Source organism: Microbacterium sp. JC 701, from assembly GCF_021026215.1.
Classification (GTDB): Bacteria; Actinomycetota; Actinomycetes; order Actinomycetales; family Microbacteriaceae; genus Microbacterium; species Microbacterium algihabitans.
This window is the reverse complement of the sequence record NZ_JAJNCV010000001.1, coordinates 1,497,222-1,512,746: the sequence shown is the minus strand read 5'-3', so window position 1 is coordinate 1,512,746 and position 15,525 is coordinate 1,497,222. Positions and strand designations below refer to the sequence as shown.

Here is a 15,525-nt window from a genome sequence, read left to right as displayed (position 1 = left end):
TAGTAAGGTAACCCTTGCCTAACTCGAAGCCACGGCATCCCCTCCCGAAAGGACATCTCGCCATGCCCTCGCGCGCCTCCTCCCGCCTAGCCCTCGCCACCGTCACCGGGCTCACCCTCGTGCTCTCCGGGTGCGCCGGTGGTGCGGCATCCGCCCCCGATGCCACCGCCGCCACGCACGACGTCGCGCACGCCCGCGGCACCACCACGGTGACCGATGCTCCCCAGCGCGTCGTCACGCTCGAGCCTCTCGAGCTCGACACCGCGGTCGCGGTCGGCATCACCCCGGTCGGCACGGCCGTGGCGAACATGGTCAACGGGGTGCCCAGCTACCTCGGCGCCGAGGGGGTCGCTTCCGTCGGCACCGTCAGCGAGCCCGACCTCGAAGCGATCGCGGCGCTGCAGCCCGACCTGATCCTCGGCACCGAGTCCCGCCACTCCGCCCTCTACGACCAGCTCAGTGCGATCGCCCCGACGGTTTTCATCGCCACGCAGGCGGACCCCTGGCGCGACAACGCGGCACTCGTCGGCGAGGCCCTCGGCCGCGAAGACGAGGTGAAGAAGGCGGTGGATGCCGTGGACACCCGCTGCGACGAGATCGAGGCGGCGCACCAGCTCGCGGGGAAGACCGCCGAGATGATCCGCCCGCGCGATGAGACGACCCTGAGCCTGTACGGTCCGGTCTCGTTCGCCGGCAGCCTGCTGGAGTGCGTCGGCTACACGATCCCCGACCACGAGTGGAAGGACGGACTGCAGGCCGACATCTCGCCCGAGAACATCGCGAGCGCCACCGCCGACGCCGTCTTCGTCACCACCACCGACGTGACCGACCGCTCGACGATCCCGGCGGCCATCGCCCAGAACGCAGCGGCCTTCCCCGTCGTGACGCTGGTCGACAACAGCACCTGGGTCGCGGGCGTCGGGCCCAAGGGCGCGCAGTCGGTGCTCGACGACATCGAGACCTTCCTCGCCTCGGCGAAATGACGTCTGCGCCCGTGCAGGCGGCGGCCCCCGCCCGCCCCGCGCGCCTCGGCAGGACCGCCGCCGGCACCCTCGTGCTGGCAGCGGTCTTCGCCGTCGCCGTCGCCCTGTCGCTCATGATGGGCGCCAACCCGCTCCCCCTGTCGGCGGTCTGGGCCTCGCTCACGGGCGCCGGCACCCCCGACACCGACTTCGTGGTGCAAGGGCTCCGGGTCCCGCGGACGATCGCGGGGGTCGTCGCGGGAGCGGCCCTGGGCGTGGCGGGAGCGCTCATGCAGTCGTTCTCGCGCAATCCGCTCGCCGACCCGGGCGTGCTGGGCGTCAACGCGGGGGCGGCGTTCGCCGTCGCCCTCACCGTCGCGGTCTTCGGCATCCAGAACTCGCTCCTGCTGGTGTGGCCGGCGTTCCTCGGGGCGCTGGTCGTGACCGTCGCGGTCGCGCTCGTCGGATCGGCCGGGCGCGGTCGGGCCGACCCGATCCGCCTCGTGCTCGCGGGAGTCGCCGTGGGTGCCGTGCTCTCGGGCATCACCTCGGGGCTCATGCTGAGCGACCCCGACGCCTTCGACACGATGCGCGGCTGGAACGCCGGATCGCTCCTCGGCCGCGGGCTCGAGGTCATCCTGCCGGTCGCGCCGTTCGTCGCGCTCGGTCTGCTCGTGGCGTTCGGCCTCGGTCGCGGGCTCAACGCGATCGCCCTGGGCGACGATCTCGCGCAGGCGCAGGGCGTGCGTGTCGGCCGGGTGCGCGTGGCATCCGTCGCCGCCGTCACCGTTCTCGCGGGGGCCGCGACCGCCCTGGTCGGACCCCTGTCGTTCGTGGGACTGATGGTGCCGCACGTCGCCCGCTGGATCGCCGGCCCCGATCAGCGCCTCATCCTGCCGCTGAGCGCCCTCGCCGCCCCGATCGTCGTGTTGCTGGCCGACGTCCTCGGCCGCGTGATCATCGCGCCGGCCGAGGTACCCGCCGGGATCGTCACCGCGTTCGTCGGCGCCCCCGTGCTCATCGCCCTCGCACGTCGACGCAGGGCGGCGGCGCTGTGACCATCGTCGCTCTTTCCCCGCGTCTCGCGCGGGGCGGTGTCCGCCTGCGCCCGCGCAGCGTCGTGGTCGGAGCCGCCACCCTCGCCGCGATCCTGACCCTCGCGGTGCTGTCGCTGGGGTGGGGCACCTACCCCGTGGCTCCGGATGCCGTGGTCCGCGCGCTCCTCGGAGGCGGGACGCCCCTCGACACCACCGTCGTCGTCGGGTGGCGACTGCCCCGCGTGCTCGCGGCGGTCGCCCTCGGCGCGCTCCTGGCGATTGCGGGGGCGCTGTTCCAGACGGTGACGCGCAATCCCCTCGCGAGCCCCGACATCCTGGGCCTGTCGAACGGCGCGTTCACCGGCATGCTGATCGCCCTGGTGCTCGTGTCGCCGTCGTGGCCCGCGCGGGCCGCGGGTTCGCTGGTCGGCTGCCTCGCGGCATCCGTCGTCATCTGGCTGCTGTCGTATCGCGGAGGGATCCAGGGGTTCCGTCTCATCGTCGTCGGCATCGGCGTCTCGGCGATGCTGGCCTCGCTCAACACGTGGATGCTGCTGCACGTCGAGCTCGAGACCGCGATGTTCGCCTCGGCCTGGGGACACGGCTCGCTCAACGGCGTCACCGGCGACGCTCTCGGCGGTGTGCTGCTGATCGCCGCGCCCGTCGCCCTCGCCGCCTTCGCGCTCGTGCCCGCCCTGCGCCAGCTCGAGCTCGGCGACGACCTCGCCACCGCTACGGGCGTGCGCCCGCACCTCGTGCGCAGCCTCGCCCTGTTGATCGGTGTGGTGCTGGTCGCGGGCGCCACCGCGATCGCCGGCCCGATCGCGTTCGTGGCGCTCGCTGCCCCGCAGATCGCCCGGCGCCTCGCGCGCTCGCCCTCACTGTCGCTCACGCTCTCGGGACTCGTCGGGGCGCTGCTGCTCCTGGCCTCCGACGCCGTCGCGCAGCATCTGCTGCCGGTCACCCTTCCCGTCGGCGTCGTCACCGTCTCGGTCGGCGGCGCGTACCTCATCGTCATGATCGTCTCGGAGATCCGCCGCCGTGCCTGACACCCCCCACCTGCTCGCGCGTCCCTGGGCCTACAGCGCGTTCCCCGTGGCCGTTCGTGCCCGCCGAGCGCTCTCGCCGCACTTCCTGCGCCTCACCTTCGGCGGCGAGACGTTGCGGCACTTCGCCCCGTGGGGTGCGGACCAGCGCATCAAACTCGTGCTCCCGCTGCCCGGCGGCGGCCTCGCCGACTTCGGTCTGCTCGCCGAGCCGACGCCCCACCCCTCCGACTGGTACGCCCGCTGGAAGGCCCTGCCGGTCGACGAGCGCAACGTCCTGCGCACGTACACCCCCGCCGCGATCCGGCCCGAGGCCGGCGAGATCGACGTCGACTTCTACCTGCACTCCCCCGAGGGCCCCGCCTCGCGCTGGGCGCGCACCGCGGAGATCGGCGAGACGCTCGTCATCACGGGCCCCGATGCGCGCAACGGGTGGACGGGGTACGGCATCCACTGGCAGCCGCCCGCACTCGGCACCTTTCTGCTCGTCGCCGACGAGACGGCAATCCCCGCGGTCCGCAACATCGCCGCCGCCCTCCCGGCGCAGGCGCAGGGGGTCGCGATCGTCGAGATCGGCGATGCCGCCGACGACGTCACCGTGTCGGCGCTGGGCGACCAGGTCGACGTGCGCGTCGTCGGCCGCGGCGAGACAGAGGCGGCCGTCCGCGCGTGGGGCTCGACGGAGGTCGATTACGCCTGGCTGGCCGGGGAGTCGGGTGTGGTGACCGCGGCGCGTCGCGTGCTGGTCCGCGAGCTCGGCGTCGCGCGCGAACGGGTGTCGTTCCTCGGGTACTGGCGCGAGGGCGGAGCGCTCGTCGACTGAGGCCCGTCGCGCTCAGGCGAGCACGAGCTCGATGTTGCGATGATCGCGGAACACCCGCAGCACCAGCTCGAAGTACGTCTCGCCGCGACCAGCGTCGAGCGCGTCGAGCGCACGCTGCGCGGGAGGTGCGGCGTACACCTCGGGGCGTTCCAGCTTCGCGCGGTAGTACTCCCGCGTGGTCTCGACGCCGAGCGCCCCGCGCGCGACCTCGGCGTCGCGCCACACCACCCGCACCGGCTCGGCCCCGCGCAGATCGCCGAAGCCGCCGTACAGCAGGTCGTCGAGCGCATCGAGGCTCTCGCCCAGGGTCCAGTCCTCGTCGGGCATGAAGACGCGGTTCAGTTCGACGTAGAGCGACGGGATGCCGTGCACCGCCGCTCCGTCGATCTCGAAGGTCGGCCGGGTCATGGCATCCGTCCACCCGACGTCGCGAAGGCCGCGGGGGTCACGCCCAGCACCCGCCGGAAGTGTCGCGTCAGGTGCGACTGATCGTGGAAGCCGGCGCGCACGGCCGCCTCGGCGGGGCGCACGCCGTCGACGAGCAATCGGCGTGCCGTGTCGACGCGACGCGTCACGAGGTAGCGATGCGGAGCGATGCCGTAGGTCTGCGAGAACACCCGGACGAGATGGCTCGGGTGCGCATTCAGTTCGCGCGCCGCGTCGGCGAGGGTGAACGACTCGCTGGTGCGGTCGTCGAGCAGCGCGCGCAGGCGGCGGGCGAGCGGGGCGTCCGCGGCCGCAGCGATCCCCGACCCAGCGTGGGCGAGCACGGCCTCGCGCACCGCGAGCAGCCAGTGCTCGGCGGCGAGTTCGTCTCCCGGATGCCGCAAGGCGGCGTGCACGCGCCGTGCCGCGGTCATGGCCTGCGGGTCGGCCAGGGTCGGGCGCCGCGCGATCCGCGCCGCCGTCTCACTCAAGAGCCACTCCCCACCGAGGTACAGCACGCGCTTGCGGTAGCCCTCGCCCGCGCGGGCGGAGCGTCCGTCGTGCGGGATGCCCGGCGGCAGCACCGTCACCGCGGACGGAGCCGCGTAATAGGCGCCTCCGTCGAGCGCGTACGAGACGACTCCGCGGTCGACGAGCATGACGGCCCAGTCGTCGTGCGTGTGCACCGGGTAGGCGTGGTCGAGCTCGGCGTGGTAGCTCTCACGAAGCAGCGGCACCTCGGGATGCCATGCCCGCACGCGATCGACCATGTGAGAAACGTACAAGACCCCACCGACACCGCCGCCCGATGCTGAAGGGGTGAGTGAAGAGAACACCGTCCCCCTGTTCGACACCAAGGTGATCGTGATGCTGCGCGACGACCTCGCCCCCTGGCAGGAGCTGAACGTCACCGCGTTCCTCATCTCGGCGATCGCCACGAGCGCGCCAGATCTGGTCGGCGACCCGTATCTCGACGCCGACGGCACGACGTACCTGCCGATGCTGCGGCAGCCGGTGATCGTCTTGAGCGGTGACGCCGAGACGCTGACGAGGGCGCGAGCCAAGGCGGCCGCGCGCGACGACGTCGCCCTCGCCGTCTACACGCGCGAGCTCTTCGCCACGTCCCACGATGCGGCGAACCGGGCGGCCGTGGCCGCGGTCGCGGCATCCGATCTCGATCTCGTCGGCATCGCGATGCGCGGCCCGCGCAACGCCGTCGACCGCATGGCGAAAGGCGCCACCGCCCACGCGTGACGGGAGTTCACTCCCCCGGAACGAGCAGCCCGCTCTCGTACGCCGCGATCACCAGCTGCGCGCGGTCGTGGGCGCCGAGCTTGAGCATCGTGTTCTTCACGTGGGTCTTCGCGGTGTGCGGCGAGATGAACAGCGCGGCCGCGACCTCGTCGTTCGACCGGCCGCGCGCGACGTGCAGCAACACCTCGCGCTCGCGCTCGGTCAGCATTGCCAGCGACGGGGCGTCCCGCGGGGCCGCCGGCTCGACGCGGCGCACGTACCTCTCGATCATCGCCCGGGTCGCCACCGGCGACAGCAGGGCGCCGCCGTCGTCGACGGCGAGCACCGCGTGCACGATCTCGTCGGGCTCGGCTCCCTTGCCGATGAAGCCGCTGGCCCCCGCCCGCAGGGCCGCGACGACGTAGTCGTCTTCCTCGAACGTGGTGAGGATGAGCACGCGCGTCTCGGCGAGGGCGGGGTCGGTGCAGATGAGACGAGTGGCCTCGATGCCGTCCAGGCGCGGCATGCGGATGTCGCACACCACCACGTCGGGCCGCAGCGATGCGGCGAGCGCGACCGCTTCTTCTCCGTCGACGGCTTCGCCCACCACTTCGATGCCGGGCGCGGCATCGAGAAGGTCGCGCACGGCCGTGCGGATGAGGGCTTGGTCGTCGACCACGAGCACGCGGGTCATCGGACACCTCCGGGGGTGACGGCGAGGGGAAGACGCGCGGCGAGACGGTAGCCGCCGGGGGCGAGCCCGGCATCGAGGTGACCGCCCACCGACTCGACGCGTTCGCGCAGACCGACGAGGCCGAAGCCGGAGGGAGACGCGGTCTCGGGCGTGCGGTCGAGGGGGTTGGTGACCACGATCTCGATCTCGTCGCCGTCGCGGCGCAGCAGCACGTGCGCGCGACGCGCGGTGCCGTGCTTGAGGGCGTTGGTCAGTCCCTCTTGCACGACGCGGTAGGCGACGATGTCGACCGAGAGGGGCAGCGCGTCGGCCGGGTCGTCGCGGTCGAGCTCATCGCGGACGACGACGTCCCACCCCGCGACACGCACCGACTCCACGACGTCTGCGAGGCGCGCGAGGCCGGGCTGCTCGCGCGGAGCGGATTCGTCGGGCGCGCGCAGCACGGTGAGCAGGGATCCGATCTCGCTGAGCACGTCGCGCGAGGCGGTGCGGATGGTCGCCAGCGCCTCGCGGGCGCGCTCGGGCCGCGTCTCGAGCGTCGACGACGCCACTCCCGCGTTCAGGCTGATGACCGAGATGCGGTGCGCGACGGCGTCGTGCAGGTCGCGGGCGATGCGCAGACGTTCCTCGGTGACCCGGCGCCGGGCCTCGGCCTCGCGCGTCTGCTCGGCGCGGCGGGCGCGTTCGATCACGGCCTCGACGTAAGCGCGGCGGGAGCGGGCGGCGTCGCCCAGCGCGCCCGCGAGCGTCACCATGAGCCCGACCTGGAGAAAGCGGGTGTCGAGCCCCGTCGTGAGCTCGATCACGATGCTCACCCCGACCAGGCCCACCACCGCCGGGATCGCCACCGGGGCGGCCTCGCGCCGTGTGAGCCGGTCGGCCATGCCGTAGGAGGCGATCACCATCGACAGCGCGACCCCGGGCAGCAGCGTGCCGAGCACGAGCGCGGTGACGTACAGCGCGATGCACGCCAGCAGCACCGTGCGCGGCCAGCGCCGCCGCAACGGCAGCAGCAGCGCGGGCACGATCGCGATCGCGTAGACGAGCGGGCTCGACGGGCGCAGCTCGGGGAACGGCACGGGGGCGAAGACCGGCGCGATCACGAGGATCGCGGCGACGACGTCGAGCAGCCACGCGCGACCGGCCGGGATCAGACGCGGCGCGGAGTCCGTCGTCGGGTCGGGTCGCATCGTCCCAGTCTGACGCGCACGCGAGCGTCTGACCATCGCCCGCTCGGGGCAGACGAGATCTCCCCCCACCGGGGTATGCCCGCACCCCCGCTGAGCGACGCGGCGGCGAGCCCGCGCGACGACAGTGGAGCCATGACCACCGAACCTCCTCCCCCGCTCTTCTCCGTCGTGGACCTGCACAAGTCGTACGGCCGCGGCTCGGCGCGCTTCGACGCGCTGCGCGGAGTGTCGCTCGACATCCGACGCGGCGAGAGCATCGCGATCGTCGGCAAGAGCGGCTCGGGCAAATCCACCCTCATGCACCTGCTCGCCCTCATGGACGCCCCCACCACCGGCTCGGTGGTCTTGGAGGGGACGGATGCGGCGACCCTCCGCGGTCGTCGACTGAACCGCACCCGCAACAAGACGTTCGGCTTCGTGTTCCAGCAGTTCTTCCTCACCCCGAACGCCTCGGTACTCGACAACGTCGTGCTGCCGCTGAAGATCGCCGGGGTCGGCCGGGCCGAGCGCAAGCGTCGGGGACTGGCGGCCCTGGCCGAGCTCGACATGCAGGACAAGGCGAAGAACAAGGCCACGGCCCTCTCGGGCGGCCAGAAGCAGCGCGCGGTCATCGCCCGCGCCCTCGTCAACGACCCGCAGGTGATCTTCGCCGACGAGCCCACGGGCAATCTCGACACCGCCACCGGCGCCGTCGTCGAAGACATCTTGTTCCGCCTCAACCGCGAGCACGGCATCACCCTCATCGTCGTCACGCACGACGAAGACCTCGCCGCGCGCTGCGATCGCCGCGTACAGATCCGCGACGGCGTGATCGTCGCCGAAGAACGGAGTGCGGCATGAAGACCACCGACCTCGTCGCCACCGCGGCGGCCAACACGTTCCGCTCGAAGACCCGCACGATCCTGACCGTCCTCGCGATCTTCGTCGGCGCGTTCACCCTCACCCTGACAAACGGGCTCGGCACGGGCATCAACCGGTTCATCGACGACACGGTCTCGGCGATCGGTGCCGGCGACGTGCTCACGGTGACGAAGACGAGCACGAGCGATGCGGCATCCGGAGCCCCTCAGAAATACGACCCCGACTCGGTCGCCGGCGGCACCACGAACCCCGGTCGACCGGGCGCGAGCACGGCCGTCTCGGCGCTGACGGATGCCGACATCTCGACCATCGAGGGCCTGTCGGGCATCGAGCGGGTCGTCCCCGCGAAGGCCGTGAAGATCGACTTCGTGCAGTACGACGGAGGGCAGCCCTACGTCGCGTCGGCGGGCTCGCTGATCAGCGGTCAGACCCCGCAGCTGGCGGCCGGAACGGCGCCCGACGGTTCGAGCACGACCCTGCAGACGGCGATCCCCGAGTCGCTCGTCTCGCCGCTCGGGTTCTCGAGCGCCGATGACGCGGTCGGGGCCACCCTCACCGTCGCCGTGTCGGATCCGGTGCGCACCCCGCACCTGGTCGAGGCGACGATCACCGGCGTGACCGAGGGCGCCTTCGCCAACGCCACCTCCCTCACCACCAATCCCGCCCTCGAAGACGCCCTGTTCGCCGCGCAGAACACCGGCGTGCCCTCCGACCAGCTCGACCGGTACGCCAGCGCGAGCGCCTTCGTGTCGCCGACGGCCACCGCGGCGCAGATCGACGAGATCAAGACGACGCTCACGGATGCCGGATACACCGGCCAGACCGTTTCGGACCAGCTGGGCACCTTCAAGGCCGTGATCGACGGCATCGTGCTCGTGCTGAACGCGTTCGCCGTGATCGCGTTGCTGGCGGCGAGCTTCGGCATCGTCAACACCCTGCTGATGTCGGTGCAGGAGCGCACCCGTGAGATCGGGCTGATGAAGGCGATGGGCATGGGCAGCGGGCGGGTGTTCTCGCTCTTCAGCCTCGAAGCGGTGTTCCTGGGATTGCTCGGCAGCTTCATCGGCGCCGCGGTGGCGATCGCGGTCGGCACCGCGGTGAGCGCACAGCTCGGTCAGAGCCTGTTCAGCGACCTGCCGGGGCTGCAGCTGATCGCGTTCGATCCGACGTCGATCCTGGTTACGACGGTGGCGATCATGGCGATCGCGTTCCTGGCCGGCAGTCTCCCCGCGGCACGGGCTGCCCGGGCGGATCCGGTCGAGTCGCTCCGCTACGAGTGACCGCAGTTCCGCGAACGCAAGAGGGCCGGATGCCATGGCATCCGGCCCTCTCGTATCGAACCCCTTAGCGGAGGTTCCGGACGACTACTCGCCGCCGTTGATCACCGACAGATACGACCCGAAGGGACGTGCGGTGTCGGAGGCGGCGAAGTCGTCGGCGATGCCCTCGTGAGGCGCGTTGTCGTTCTGCATGGATCGAGTGTGGCTGACCTGCCTGGAGCGGAAACGGTCCTTGACAGGAACGGGAAAGTACGCCTAGCTAACTACTCATCAGTCGAGACGTTGAATGTCTGCGTCCGGCAATCGATACCCAGATTACGCATAGGGAAAATATCGGTACTACTGGTCTTTCGAGGACTACGGTTCCCTCGAAGGGGGTAGACCGTGACCAAACCTCGCACTGTGACACATGTGTACTCGCTCGGCGGCGGCTGGGAGAAGACCTCCCACGAGACCTTGACCCCGGAGGTGGCCGAAGAACTGCGCCATCAGGGATTCACCATGGTGCGCGCGCGACGCGGCATGTTCGACACCCGCGAGATCTCGCTCCGCGACTATCCGCCGCAGCGCGCGGGCGCACCGACCGTTCCGAGCTGACCGCGCGTCAGGTGCCGGCCGTGTCCGCCGACGGGGCGAACACGATGATCGCCGCCCCCACCAGGGCGACGGCCGAGCCGACGTAGTCCCACGTCGTCGGCTTGAACCCGTCGACGACGATGCCCCACGCCAGCGATCCCGCGACGAACACCCCGCCGTAGGCTGCGAGCACCCGGCCGAACTGCGCGTCGGGCTGCAGCGCCGCGATGAATCCGTACGCCCCCAGCGCCACGATGCCCAGCAGCGCGAGCCACCATCCGCGGTTCTCGCGCACGGCCTGCCAGATGAGCCACGCTCCCCCGATTTCGGCCACGGCGGCGAGCAGGAAGAGGACGATGATGCGCGCGGTTGTCACCCGACCATTGTCGGCGACGCGCGATCGGCCCTACACCACCGAACGGGGGACAGACAGCGCGCCGGAGCCGGCGTAAGGTTGGCCACCCCGCTCCAACGACGTGGCCCCGAGGGGTTTTTGTCAGGAGGACACCATGACTCGACCGCGTACCGCCACTCACGCCTATCGCATTCCCGGCGGCTGGCAGAAGGTCCCGCACCACCCGCTCACCGCAGATCCGCGCGCGACCTCCGCGGCCAGGGCTTCACGATCGTGCGAGCCCGACGCGGGTGGAACGACTCGCGGGAGCTGTCGCTGGCGCAGTACGCCGCGCAGCCGGCATCCGGAACCTCCACCTGGGTGGACTCCGAGCTGAAGCCGTTCAGCGGCTGACCACTCGGCTCGACCATCTCGCAGCGGGGCTCCATCGGTAACGCCGGAGGGGCCCCGCTCTGTGCGAGGCCCCTCCGGCGTGGTGGATCAGAGAACGTCAGGCGCGAGCGGCCGCCGAGGTCATCGGGCACTCGAACGGGTCGCGGGCCGCGAGACCCACCCGGTTGAGGTACTGGATGACGATGCCGTACGACTGCAGCAGCGTGGTCTCGACGTAGGGGACGTTGAGCGTCTGGCTGTGCTCCTTGACGATCGCGCGGGCCTTGCTGAGGTGCGGGCGCGGCATGTTCGGGAACAGGTGGTGCTCGATCTGGTAGTTCAGGCCACCCATGAGCCACGTGGCCCACCAGCCGCCGGTGATGTTGCGCGAGGTGCGCACCTGCTTGCTGAAGAAGTCGAGCTTCGCGTCGGGAGCGATGACGGCCATGCCCTTGTGGTTCGGGGCGAACGAGGCGCCCATGTACAGCCCGAACACGGCGAGCTGCACGCCGACGAAGGCGAAGGCCATGCCGAGCGGCAGGAAGACGAACACCGGAGCGACGAAGATCGCGAAGCGGAGGGCGATGAGGCCGAGCTCGGTCCAGCGACCCTTGACCGGCTCCTTCGAGAACAGGTGGCGCAGACCGATGAAGTGGAGGTTGGCACCCTCGAGCGTGAGCAGGGGGAAGAACGCCCAGCCCTGGCGCTGCGTGATCCAGCGCTGCAGGCCGCGCGCCTTGGCGGCGTCGACCTCGATGAACGAGATCGTGTCGATCTCGATGTCGGGGTCTTTGCCCACGCGGTTGGGGTTGGCGTGGTGGCGGGTGTGCTTCGAGGTCCACCACGACAGGCTCATGCCGACCACGCCGGCAGCGAGCCACAGCGCCAGACGGTCATTGGCCTTGCCCGAGGCGAAGATCTGCTTGTGCGCGGCCTCGTGGGCGAGGAACGCCACCTGGGTGAGCAGAATGCCGAGCGCCGCGGCGATGAGCAGCTGGAACCAGCTGTCGCCGAGCAGGATGAAACCAGTGACGCAGCCGGCGAAGCCGAGGGTGAGCACGGCCCCGACCATCGCGTAGAAGCGGCGGGCGCGGACCAGCAGGCCCGTTTCGCGCACGACCTGCGAGAGCTCGGTGTAGGCCTTCGCCATGGGCGGGAAGTCCGTCGTCCCCTTGTAGGTCTGACGGATCGGCCCCATCCGGGACTCGATGACGGGTGCAGCCATTGCGTGCTCCTCGGGTGGGGGTGACCGTAGCGGCCCGAAGCCGAAGGCGGATGCCGAGGACTTGTTCGCGACGCTACTGGGGGCGTATGCGCGATCGCGAATACTTCGCGGTGCCGAGCCCCGGAATCACGCGGGTCGTGGCTGTGAACAGGGGCGATTGCCCAGGCGATTGCCAGGCTGGGGCCGCTTGGGGGTCGTATTCCGGGGCGGCGACGCTCAGTCGCGCAGGACGTATGCGGTGACGCTCGGCGAGAGCTGGCGGGCGTCGAAGCGACCGAGAACGATGTTGTTCATCTTGGTCGTGTCGGGCTGCCCGATGACCACCCATGTGTCGTCGCTCGCCTGGGCCGTGACGTCGGCGGCACCGCACTGCGCCGTCGTCTGATTGCCGCCGGTATTCGTCTGCACCACGGCCAGGCACACTTCGTCGGGCTGGTCGGGCTGGCGCCCGATGTAGATCACACTGTCGTCCAAGAAGGCGACGTAGCGAACGGTGTCGGCATCCAACAACCCCATGGCCTCCGGAATGGGGAATTTGTCTTCGCCCGTCGCGGCGTATCGCAGCTCCGGGATGTCCGCCGCGCTGCGCAGCGTCGGCAGGGTCGTTCCGATGACGATCCCTGCCAGCAGGCCCAGAGCGAGCGCAGCAGTGGTGAGGATCGCAATGCGTCGTCTGCTCAGGCCGCGCCCGGTATTCGCGGGGCGGAGCTCGGACTCCGGGTCGGGGTCGGGCTCGGGGTCGGACTCGGGGTCGGGGTCTCGATCCGCGGGCGCCTCCCCGCGGGCCGTCGTCCGCGCGCGGTGTTCGAGCTCCTGCAGTCGCTCGACGTGCTCGTCTGTGAGCGGAGGCTGCGCGTCCGCACCCCGGCCGTAGGCGCGGGCGCGCAAAACCGTCAGTTCCTCGTGTTCTGCGGCGGTGAGCATGCGTCCACTCTGCCGCACCGGGTCACGCCGATCCGGGAGACGCTGCGAGGCGTTACCCCAACAGCGCGTGGACCCGCTGGCGCAACGCCGCTGTCGCCTCCTGGCGCGAACGCCCCGCCCCATCCTCGTGAAGGAGGTCGACGGCGACCTCGACGAGGATTGCGGTGCTGAGGAAGAGGTCGGCCGCGAGGACACCCTGCCCGTCATCGCACGGGTGTCGCGAAGCGCGGATGGCCGCCGCGGGAGTGCCGAAGCGCTCGCGCACCGCCGCACGCTCTTCGGGCGTCGCGTCCCAGAAAGGTCGTCCTGTTGCCGCGGCCCGATCGATCACGTTGATCAGGAACTCACGAGCGTCTGTCTGTGCCACGTCGATTGTTCGTGGCGGCGGGGCGGGTGGATGGTGGGGCGTCCTACTGGTTTCGCAGCCGCCTACGCGGCCGCGTCGCCGGGGGTCAATGGCTGGACTTACCGCGCACGCGACCTGTTGGCTGGGGACATGGGGATGACGAATGCCGAGGTGAAGCGGATCGTGCTTCCGACCGTTCCGCTCTCCGCGTTGACGGTCGTCGCGTTCGTGCTCGCGGTGAACGGGCTATGGGTCCTCGCGGTCATCGTCATCGCTGTGGCCGTTGCCTCCCTCATCTGGTCGGTGCGACGCGAGCGGAACCGCGACGCCGACGAGGCGCTCGCGCGTGCCGCTCGCTACGAGGCGGCCGAGCGGGATCAGGACCCGGTCTCGTGATCTCGTTCATGGATGCGACCTCGTGAACGCCGAGGATCGCGCGGCGGCTCTCCGTCGCCTCGACGAGGTCGAGGACCAACTGCTCCGGTCCACCATGAGCCTGGCCCGCTGGGACCCCGGTGCGCACGTGTGGCGGGAGGAACTGGATGCCGAACAGGCGCGCTTTCGCGAACAACTCGGCCTCCCGCCGGCCCCGGGCGCCGGCGCCACGAGCAGCAGGGCCGAGTGGGTCATGCTGATCGCGTCGTGCGTCGCGATCGTGACGGTCCTCGCGCTGCTCAACCTGGGGTGACACGAAGCGGGACGTTCGGCGGACCATGCGTGCGCTTGCCGCGCGCTTCGCGCGTGAAACGACGAAGGGCCGGAATCCCGAAGGATCCCGGCCCGATCTGTCGGGATGACAGGATTTGAACCTGCGACCCCTTGACCCCCAGTCAAGTGCGCTACCAAGCTGCGCCACATCCCGTTACCCGCGAGCGGGCAACTCCCCTATATTAGCCCCTCGCCGACAGTGCCGCGAACCAGCGCACGGCCCGGGCGTGTGGCCGCCCCCTTGTCGATGTCGGACCCCCTCGCTACGGTCGCCGACATGACGATCGAGATCCTGCCCGCGACCTCCGACCGCTTCGACGACGCCGAGGTCGCGCTCGACAGCGGCGATGGTCCCGGATGCCAGTGCCAATGGTGGCTGCTCACCAACGCGGAGTTCGAGAAGAACTCCCGCGAGCAGCTCACCGAACGCTTCCGCACCGAGATGCAGGGCGAGCGGCCCCCTGGGCTCATCGCCTATGTCGACGGAGAACCGGCAGGATGGGTGCGCGTCGGCCTCCGCACCGATCAGGCGCGACTCCTGCGCACCCGCGACGTGACGACCTCCACGGCCGAGCCGCTCGACGCCGACGACGTGTGGGCGGTGTCGTGCTTCGTCATCCGCACGGCCCACCGCGGTCAGGGGTTGATGAAGAAGCTGCTGGATGCCGCGGTCACGACCGCCCGCGACGCCGGGGCACGAGTCGTCGAGGCGTACCCCCTCGACCCCGCCGTCTCGAAAAGGTCGGCAAACCAGCTGTACCGCGGCACGGTGTCGGTGTTCGAGGACGCCGGCTTCGACGTCGTCGATCGACCCAAGCCGGATCGCGCGCTCGTCTCCTTAGCGCTGCGCGACTGACCGCCCGACCTACGATGGAGGTTCGCCCACCGAGGATCTGACATGACCGATGCCCCCACCACCGCGCGCGTCGACGCGTGGCTCTGGGCCGTGCGCGTCTACAAGACCCGGTCCGCGGCGACGACCGCGTGCCGCGCCGGTCACGTGCGCGTCAACGGCGAACGGGCCAAGGCCGCGCAGCCGGTGCGGCCGGGCGATGAGTTGCGGGTGCGTATCCAGGGCTTCGACCGCATCCTCGTGGTGAAGAAGACGATCGCGAAACGCGTCGGCGCTGCCCTGGTCGCGGAGTCCGTCGACGATCGCACTCCCCCGCCGCCGTCGAAGGAGAGCATGCCGTTCGTGCCCGTGCGCGATCGCGGTGCCGGACGCCCCACGAAGCGCGACCGGCGTGACATCGAGAAGCTGCGTGGCCGCGAGCTCGACTGATCGCAGGGACCGGGGGCTTCGACAAGCTCAGCCACCTCCCCACCTGCCCGCAGTAACCCAGGTCCCTGAGCCTGTCGAAGGGCCGGAGGCTTCGACAAGCTCAGCCACCTCCCCACCTGCCCGCAGTAACCCAGGTCCCTGAGCCTGTCGAAGGGCCGGAGGCTTCGACAAGCTCAGCCACCTCA

The 15,525-nt window shown here is 70.8% G+C and carries 19 protein-coding genes and 1 tRNA gene; 12 read left to right on the top strand and 8 right to left on the bottom strand.

Going from position 1 to position 15,525, the window contains the following annotated elements; translation table 11 throughout:
* The first annotated feature begins 62 nt into the window (after window positions 1–62).
* The 4 genes from LPW41_RS07175 to LPW41_RS07160 are packed head-to-tail and all read left to right on the top strand — an operon-like array spanning window position 63 to window position 3,868.
* On the top strand, window positions 63–983 hold the full coding sequence (locus LPW41_RS07175) for an iron-siderophore ABC transporter substrate-binding protein (RefSeq protein ID WP_230704432.1): 921 nt from the start codon (window positions 63–65) through the stop codon (window positions 981–983).
* On the top strand, window positions 980–2,020 hold the full coding sequence (locus LPW41_RS07170; protein WP_230704431.1) for an iron ABC transporter permease: 1,041 nt from the start codon (window positions 980–982) through the stop codon (window positions 2,018–2,020). The genes LPW41_RS07175 and LPW41_RS07170 overlap by 4 nt, the downstream gene beginning before the upstream one ends.
* Window positions 2,017–3,048, top strand: coding sequence for an iron chelate uptake ABC transporter family permease subunit (locus LPW41_RS07165; RefSeq protein WP_144828109.1), 1,032 nt, complete (start codon window positions 2,017–2,019; stop codon window positions 3,046–3,048). The genes LPW41_RS07170 and LPW41_RS07165 overlap by 4 nt, the downstream gene beginning before the upstream one ends.
* The gene (locus tag LPW41_RS07160) at window positions 3,041–3,868 is read left to right on the top strand and encodes a siderophore-interacting protein (protein ID WP_222123884.1); all 828 of its coding nucleotides are present in this window, start codon (window positions 3,041–3,043) and stop codon (window positions 3,866–3,868) included. Before LPW41_RS07165 ends, LPW41_RS07160 begins: the two co-directional genes overlap by 8 nt.
* Window positions 3,869–3,880: 12 nt before the next feature.
* Here the strand turns inward: LPW41_RS07160 and LPW41_RS07155 are convergent, their stop codons facing one another.
* On the bottom strand, window positions 3,881–4,276 hold the full coding sequence (locus tag LPW41_RS07155; RefSeq protein ID WP_230704430.1) for a ribonuclease inhibitor: 396 nt from the start codon (window positions 4,274–4,276) through the stop codon (window positions 3,881–3,883).
* Window positions 4,273–5,064: an AraC family transcriptional regulator gene (locus LPW41_RS07150; protein WP_154095879.1), complete on the bottom strand. Its 792-nt coding sequence runs from the start codon at window positions 5,062–5,064 to the stop codon at window positions 4,273–4,275. The genes LPW41_RS07155 and LPW41_RS07150 overlap by 4 nt, the downstream gene beginning before the upstream one ends.
* A gap of 49 nt (window positions 5,065–5,113) precedes the next feature.
* On the opposite strand from LPW41_RS07150, the gene LPW41_RS07145 reads away from it, so the two are divergent.
* Window positions 5,114–5,548 carry a DUF2000 domain-containing protein gene (locus LPW41_RS07145; RefSeq protein WP_230704429.1) on the top strand — a complete coding sequence of 145 codons (435 nt, stop codon included), beginning with the start codon at window positions 5,114–5,116 and terminating at the stop codon, window positions 5,546–5,548.
* Window positions 5,549–5,555: 7 nt separating this feature from the next.
* On the opposite strand, the gene LPW41_RS07140 is transcribed toward LPW41_RS07145, so the two are convergent.
* Both LPW41_RS07140 and LPW41_RS07135 read right to left on the bottom strand, forming a co-directional pair.
* Window positions 5,556–6,221 (bottom strand): response regulator transcription factor, encoded by a 666-nt coding sequence (locus LPW41_RS07140; RefSeq protein ID WP_144828116.1) that lies wholly within the window; start codon window positions 6,219–6,221, stop codon window positions 5,556–5,558.
* Window positions 6,218–7,411, bottom strand: coding sequence for a histidine kinase (locus LPW41_RS07135; protein ID WP_186325369.1), 1,194 nt, complete (start codon window positions 7,409–7,411; stop codon window positions 6,218–6,220). Before LPW41_RS07135 ends, LPW41_RS07140 begins: the two co-directional genes overlap by 4 nt.
* Before the next feature lie 132 nt (window positions 7,412–7,543).
* Between LPW41_RS07135 and LPW41_RS07130 the strand changes: the two genes are divergently transcribed.
* The 3 genes from LPW41_RS07130 to LPW41_RS07120 all read left to right on the top strand — a co-directional run bounded on the left by LPW41_RS07130 (window position 7,544) and on the right by LPW41_RS07120 (window position 10,149).
* Window positions 7,544–8,251: an ABC transporter ATP-binding protein gene (locus LPW41_RS07130; protein WP_154095881.1), complete on the top strand. Its 708-nt coding sequence runs from the start codon at window positions 7,544–7,546 to the stop codon at window positions 8,249–8,251.
* A complete protein-coding gene (locus LPW41_RS07125; protein ID WP_144828124.1) occupies window positions 8,248–9,552 on the top strand; it encodes an ABC transporter permease in 1,305 nt (434 codons plus the stop codon). Before LPW41_RS07130 ends, LPW41_RS07125 begins: the two co-directional genes overlap by 4 nt.
* A gap of 402 nt (window positions 9,553–9,954) precedes the next feature.
* The gene (locus tag LPW41_RS07120; RefSeq protein ID WP_230704428.1) at window positions 9,955–10,149 is read left to right on the top strand and encodes an alternative tryptophan synthase beta-subunit; all 195 of its coding nucleotides are present in this window, start codon (window positions 9,955–9,957) and stop codon (window positions 10,147–10,149) included.
* A gap of 7 nt (window positions 10,150–10,156) precedes the next feature.
* On the opposite strand, the gene LPW41_RS07115 is transcribed toward LPW41_RS07120, so the two are convergent.
* The 3 genes from LPW41_RS07115 to LPW41_RS07105 all read right to left on the bottom strand — a co-directional run bounded on the left by LPW41_RS07115 (window position 10,157) and on the right by LPW41_RS07105 (window position 13,004).
* On the bottom strand, window positions 10,157–10,504 hold the full coding sequence (locus tag LPW41_RS07115) for a YnfA family protein (RefSeq protein ID WP_144828131.1): 348 nt from the start codon (window positions 10,502–10,504) through the stop codon (window positions 10,157–10,159).
* 469 nt (window positions 10,505–10,973) lie between these two features.
* Entirely contained in the window at window positions 10,974–12,080 is a 1,107-nt protein-coding gene (locus tag LPW41_RS07110; RefSeq protein WP_186325370.1) for an acyl-CoA desaturase, read from the bottom strand.
* A gap of 216 nt (window positions 12,081–12,296) precedes the next feature.
* Entirely contained in the window at window positions 12,297–13,004 is a 708-nt protein-coding gene (locus LPW41_RS07105; RefSeq protein WP_144828137.1) for a hypothetical protein, read from the bottom strand.
* A gap of 127 nt (window positions 13,005–13,131) precedes the next feature.
* On the opposite strand from LPW41_RS07105, the gene LPW41_RS07100 reads away from it, so the two are divergent.
* On the top strand, window positions 13,132–13,746 hold the full coding sequence (locus LPW41_RS07100) for a hypothetical protein (protein WP_230704427.1): 615 nt from the start codon (window positions 13,132–13,134) through the stop codon (window positions 13,744–13,746).
* Between the two features lie 22 nt (window positions 13,747–13,768).
* A complete protein-coding gene (locus tag LPW41_RS07095; RefSeq protein WP_144828142.1) occupies window positions 13,769–14,038 on the top strand; it encodes a hypothetical protein in 270 nt (89 codons plus the stop codon).
* A gap of 100 nt (window positions 14,039–14,138) precedes the next feature.
* On the opposite strand, the gene LPW41_RS07090 is transcribed toward LPW41_RS07095, so the two are convergent.
* Window positions 14,139–14,212 (bottom strand) — tRNA-Pro (locus tag LPW41_RS07090).
* Between the two features lie 123 nt (window positions 14,213–14,335).
* Between LPW41_RS07090 and LPW41_RS07085 the strand changes: the two genes are divergently transcribed.
* Both LPW41_RS07085 and LPW41_RS07080 read left to right on the top strand, forming a co-directional pair.
* Window positions 14,336–14,914 carry a GNAT family N-acetyltransferase gene (locus LPW41_RS07085; RefSeq protein ID WP_144828145.1) on the top strand — a complete coding sequence of 193 codons (579 nt, stop codon included), beginning with the start codon at window positions 14,336–14,338 and terminating at the stop codon, window positions 14,912–14,914.
* Between the two features lie 42 nt (window positions 14,915–14,956).
* The gene (locus tag LPW41_RS07080) at window positions 14,957–15,340 is read left to right on the top strand and encodes an RNA-binding S4 domain-containing protein (protein ID WP_144828148.1); all 384 of its coding nucleotides are present in this window, start codon (window positions 14,957–14,959) and stop codon (window positions 15,338–15,340) included.
* The last annotated feature ends 185 nt before the right edge of the window (window positions 15,341–15,525 follow it).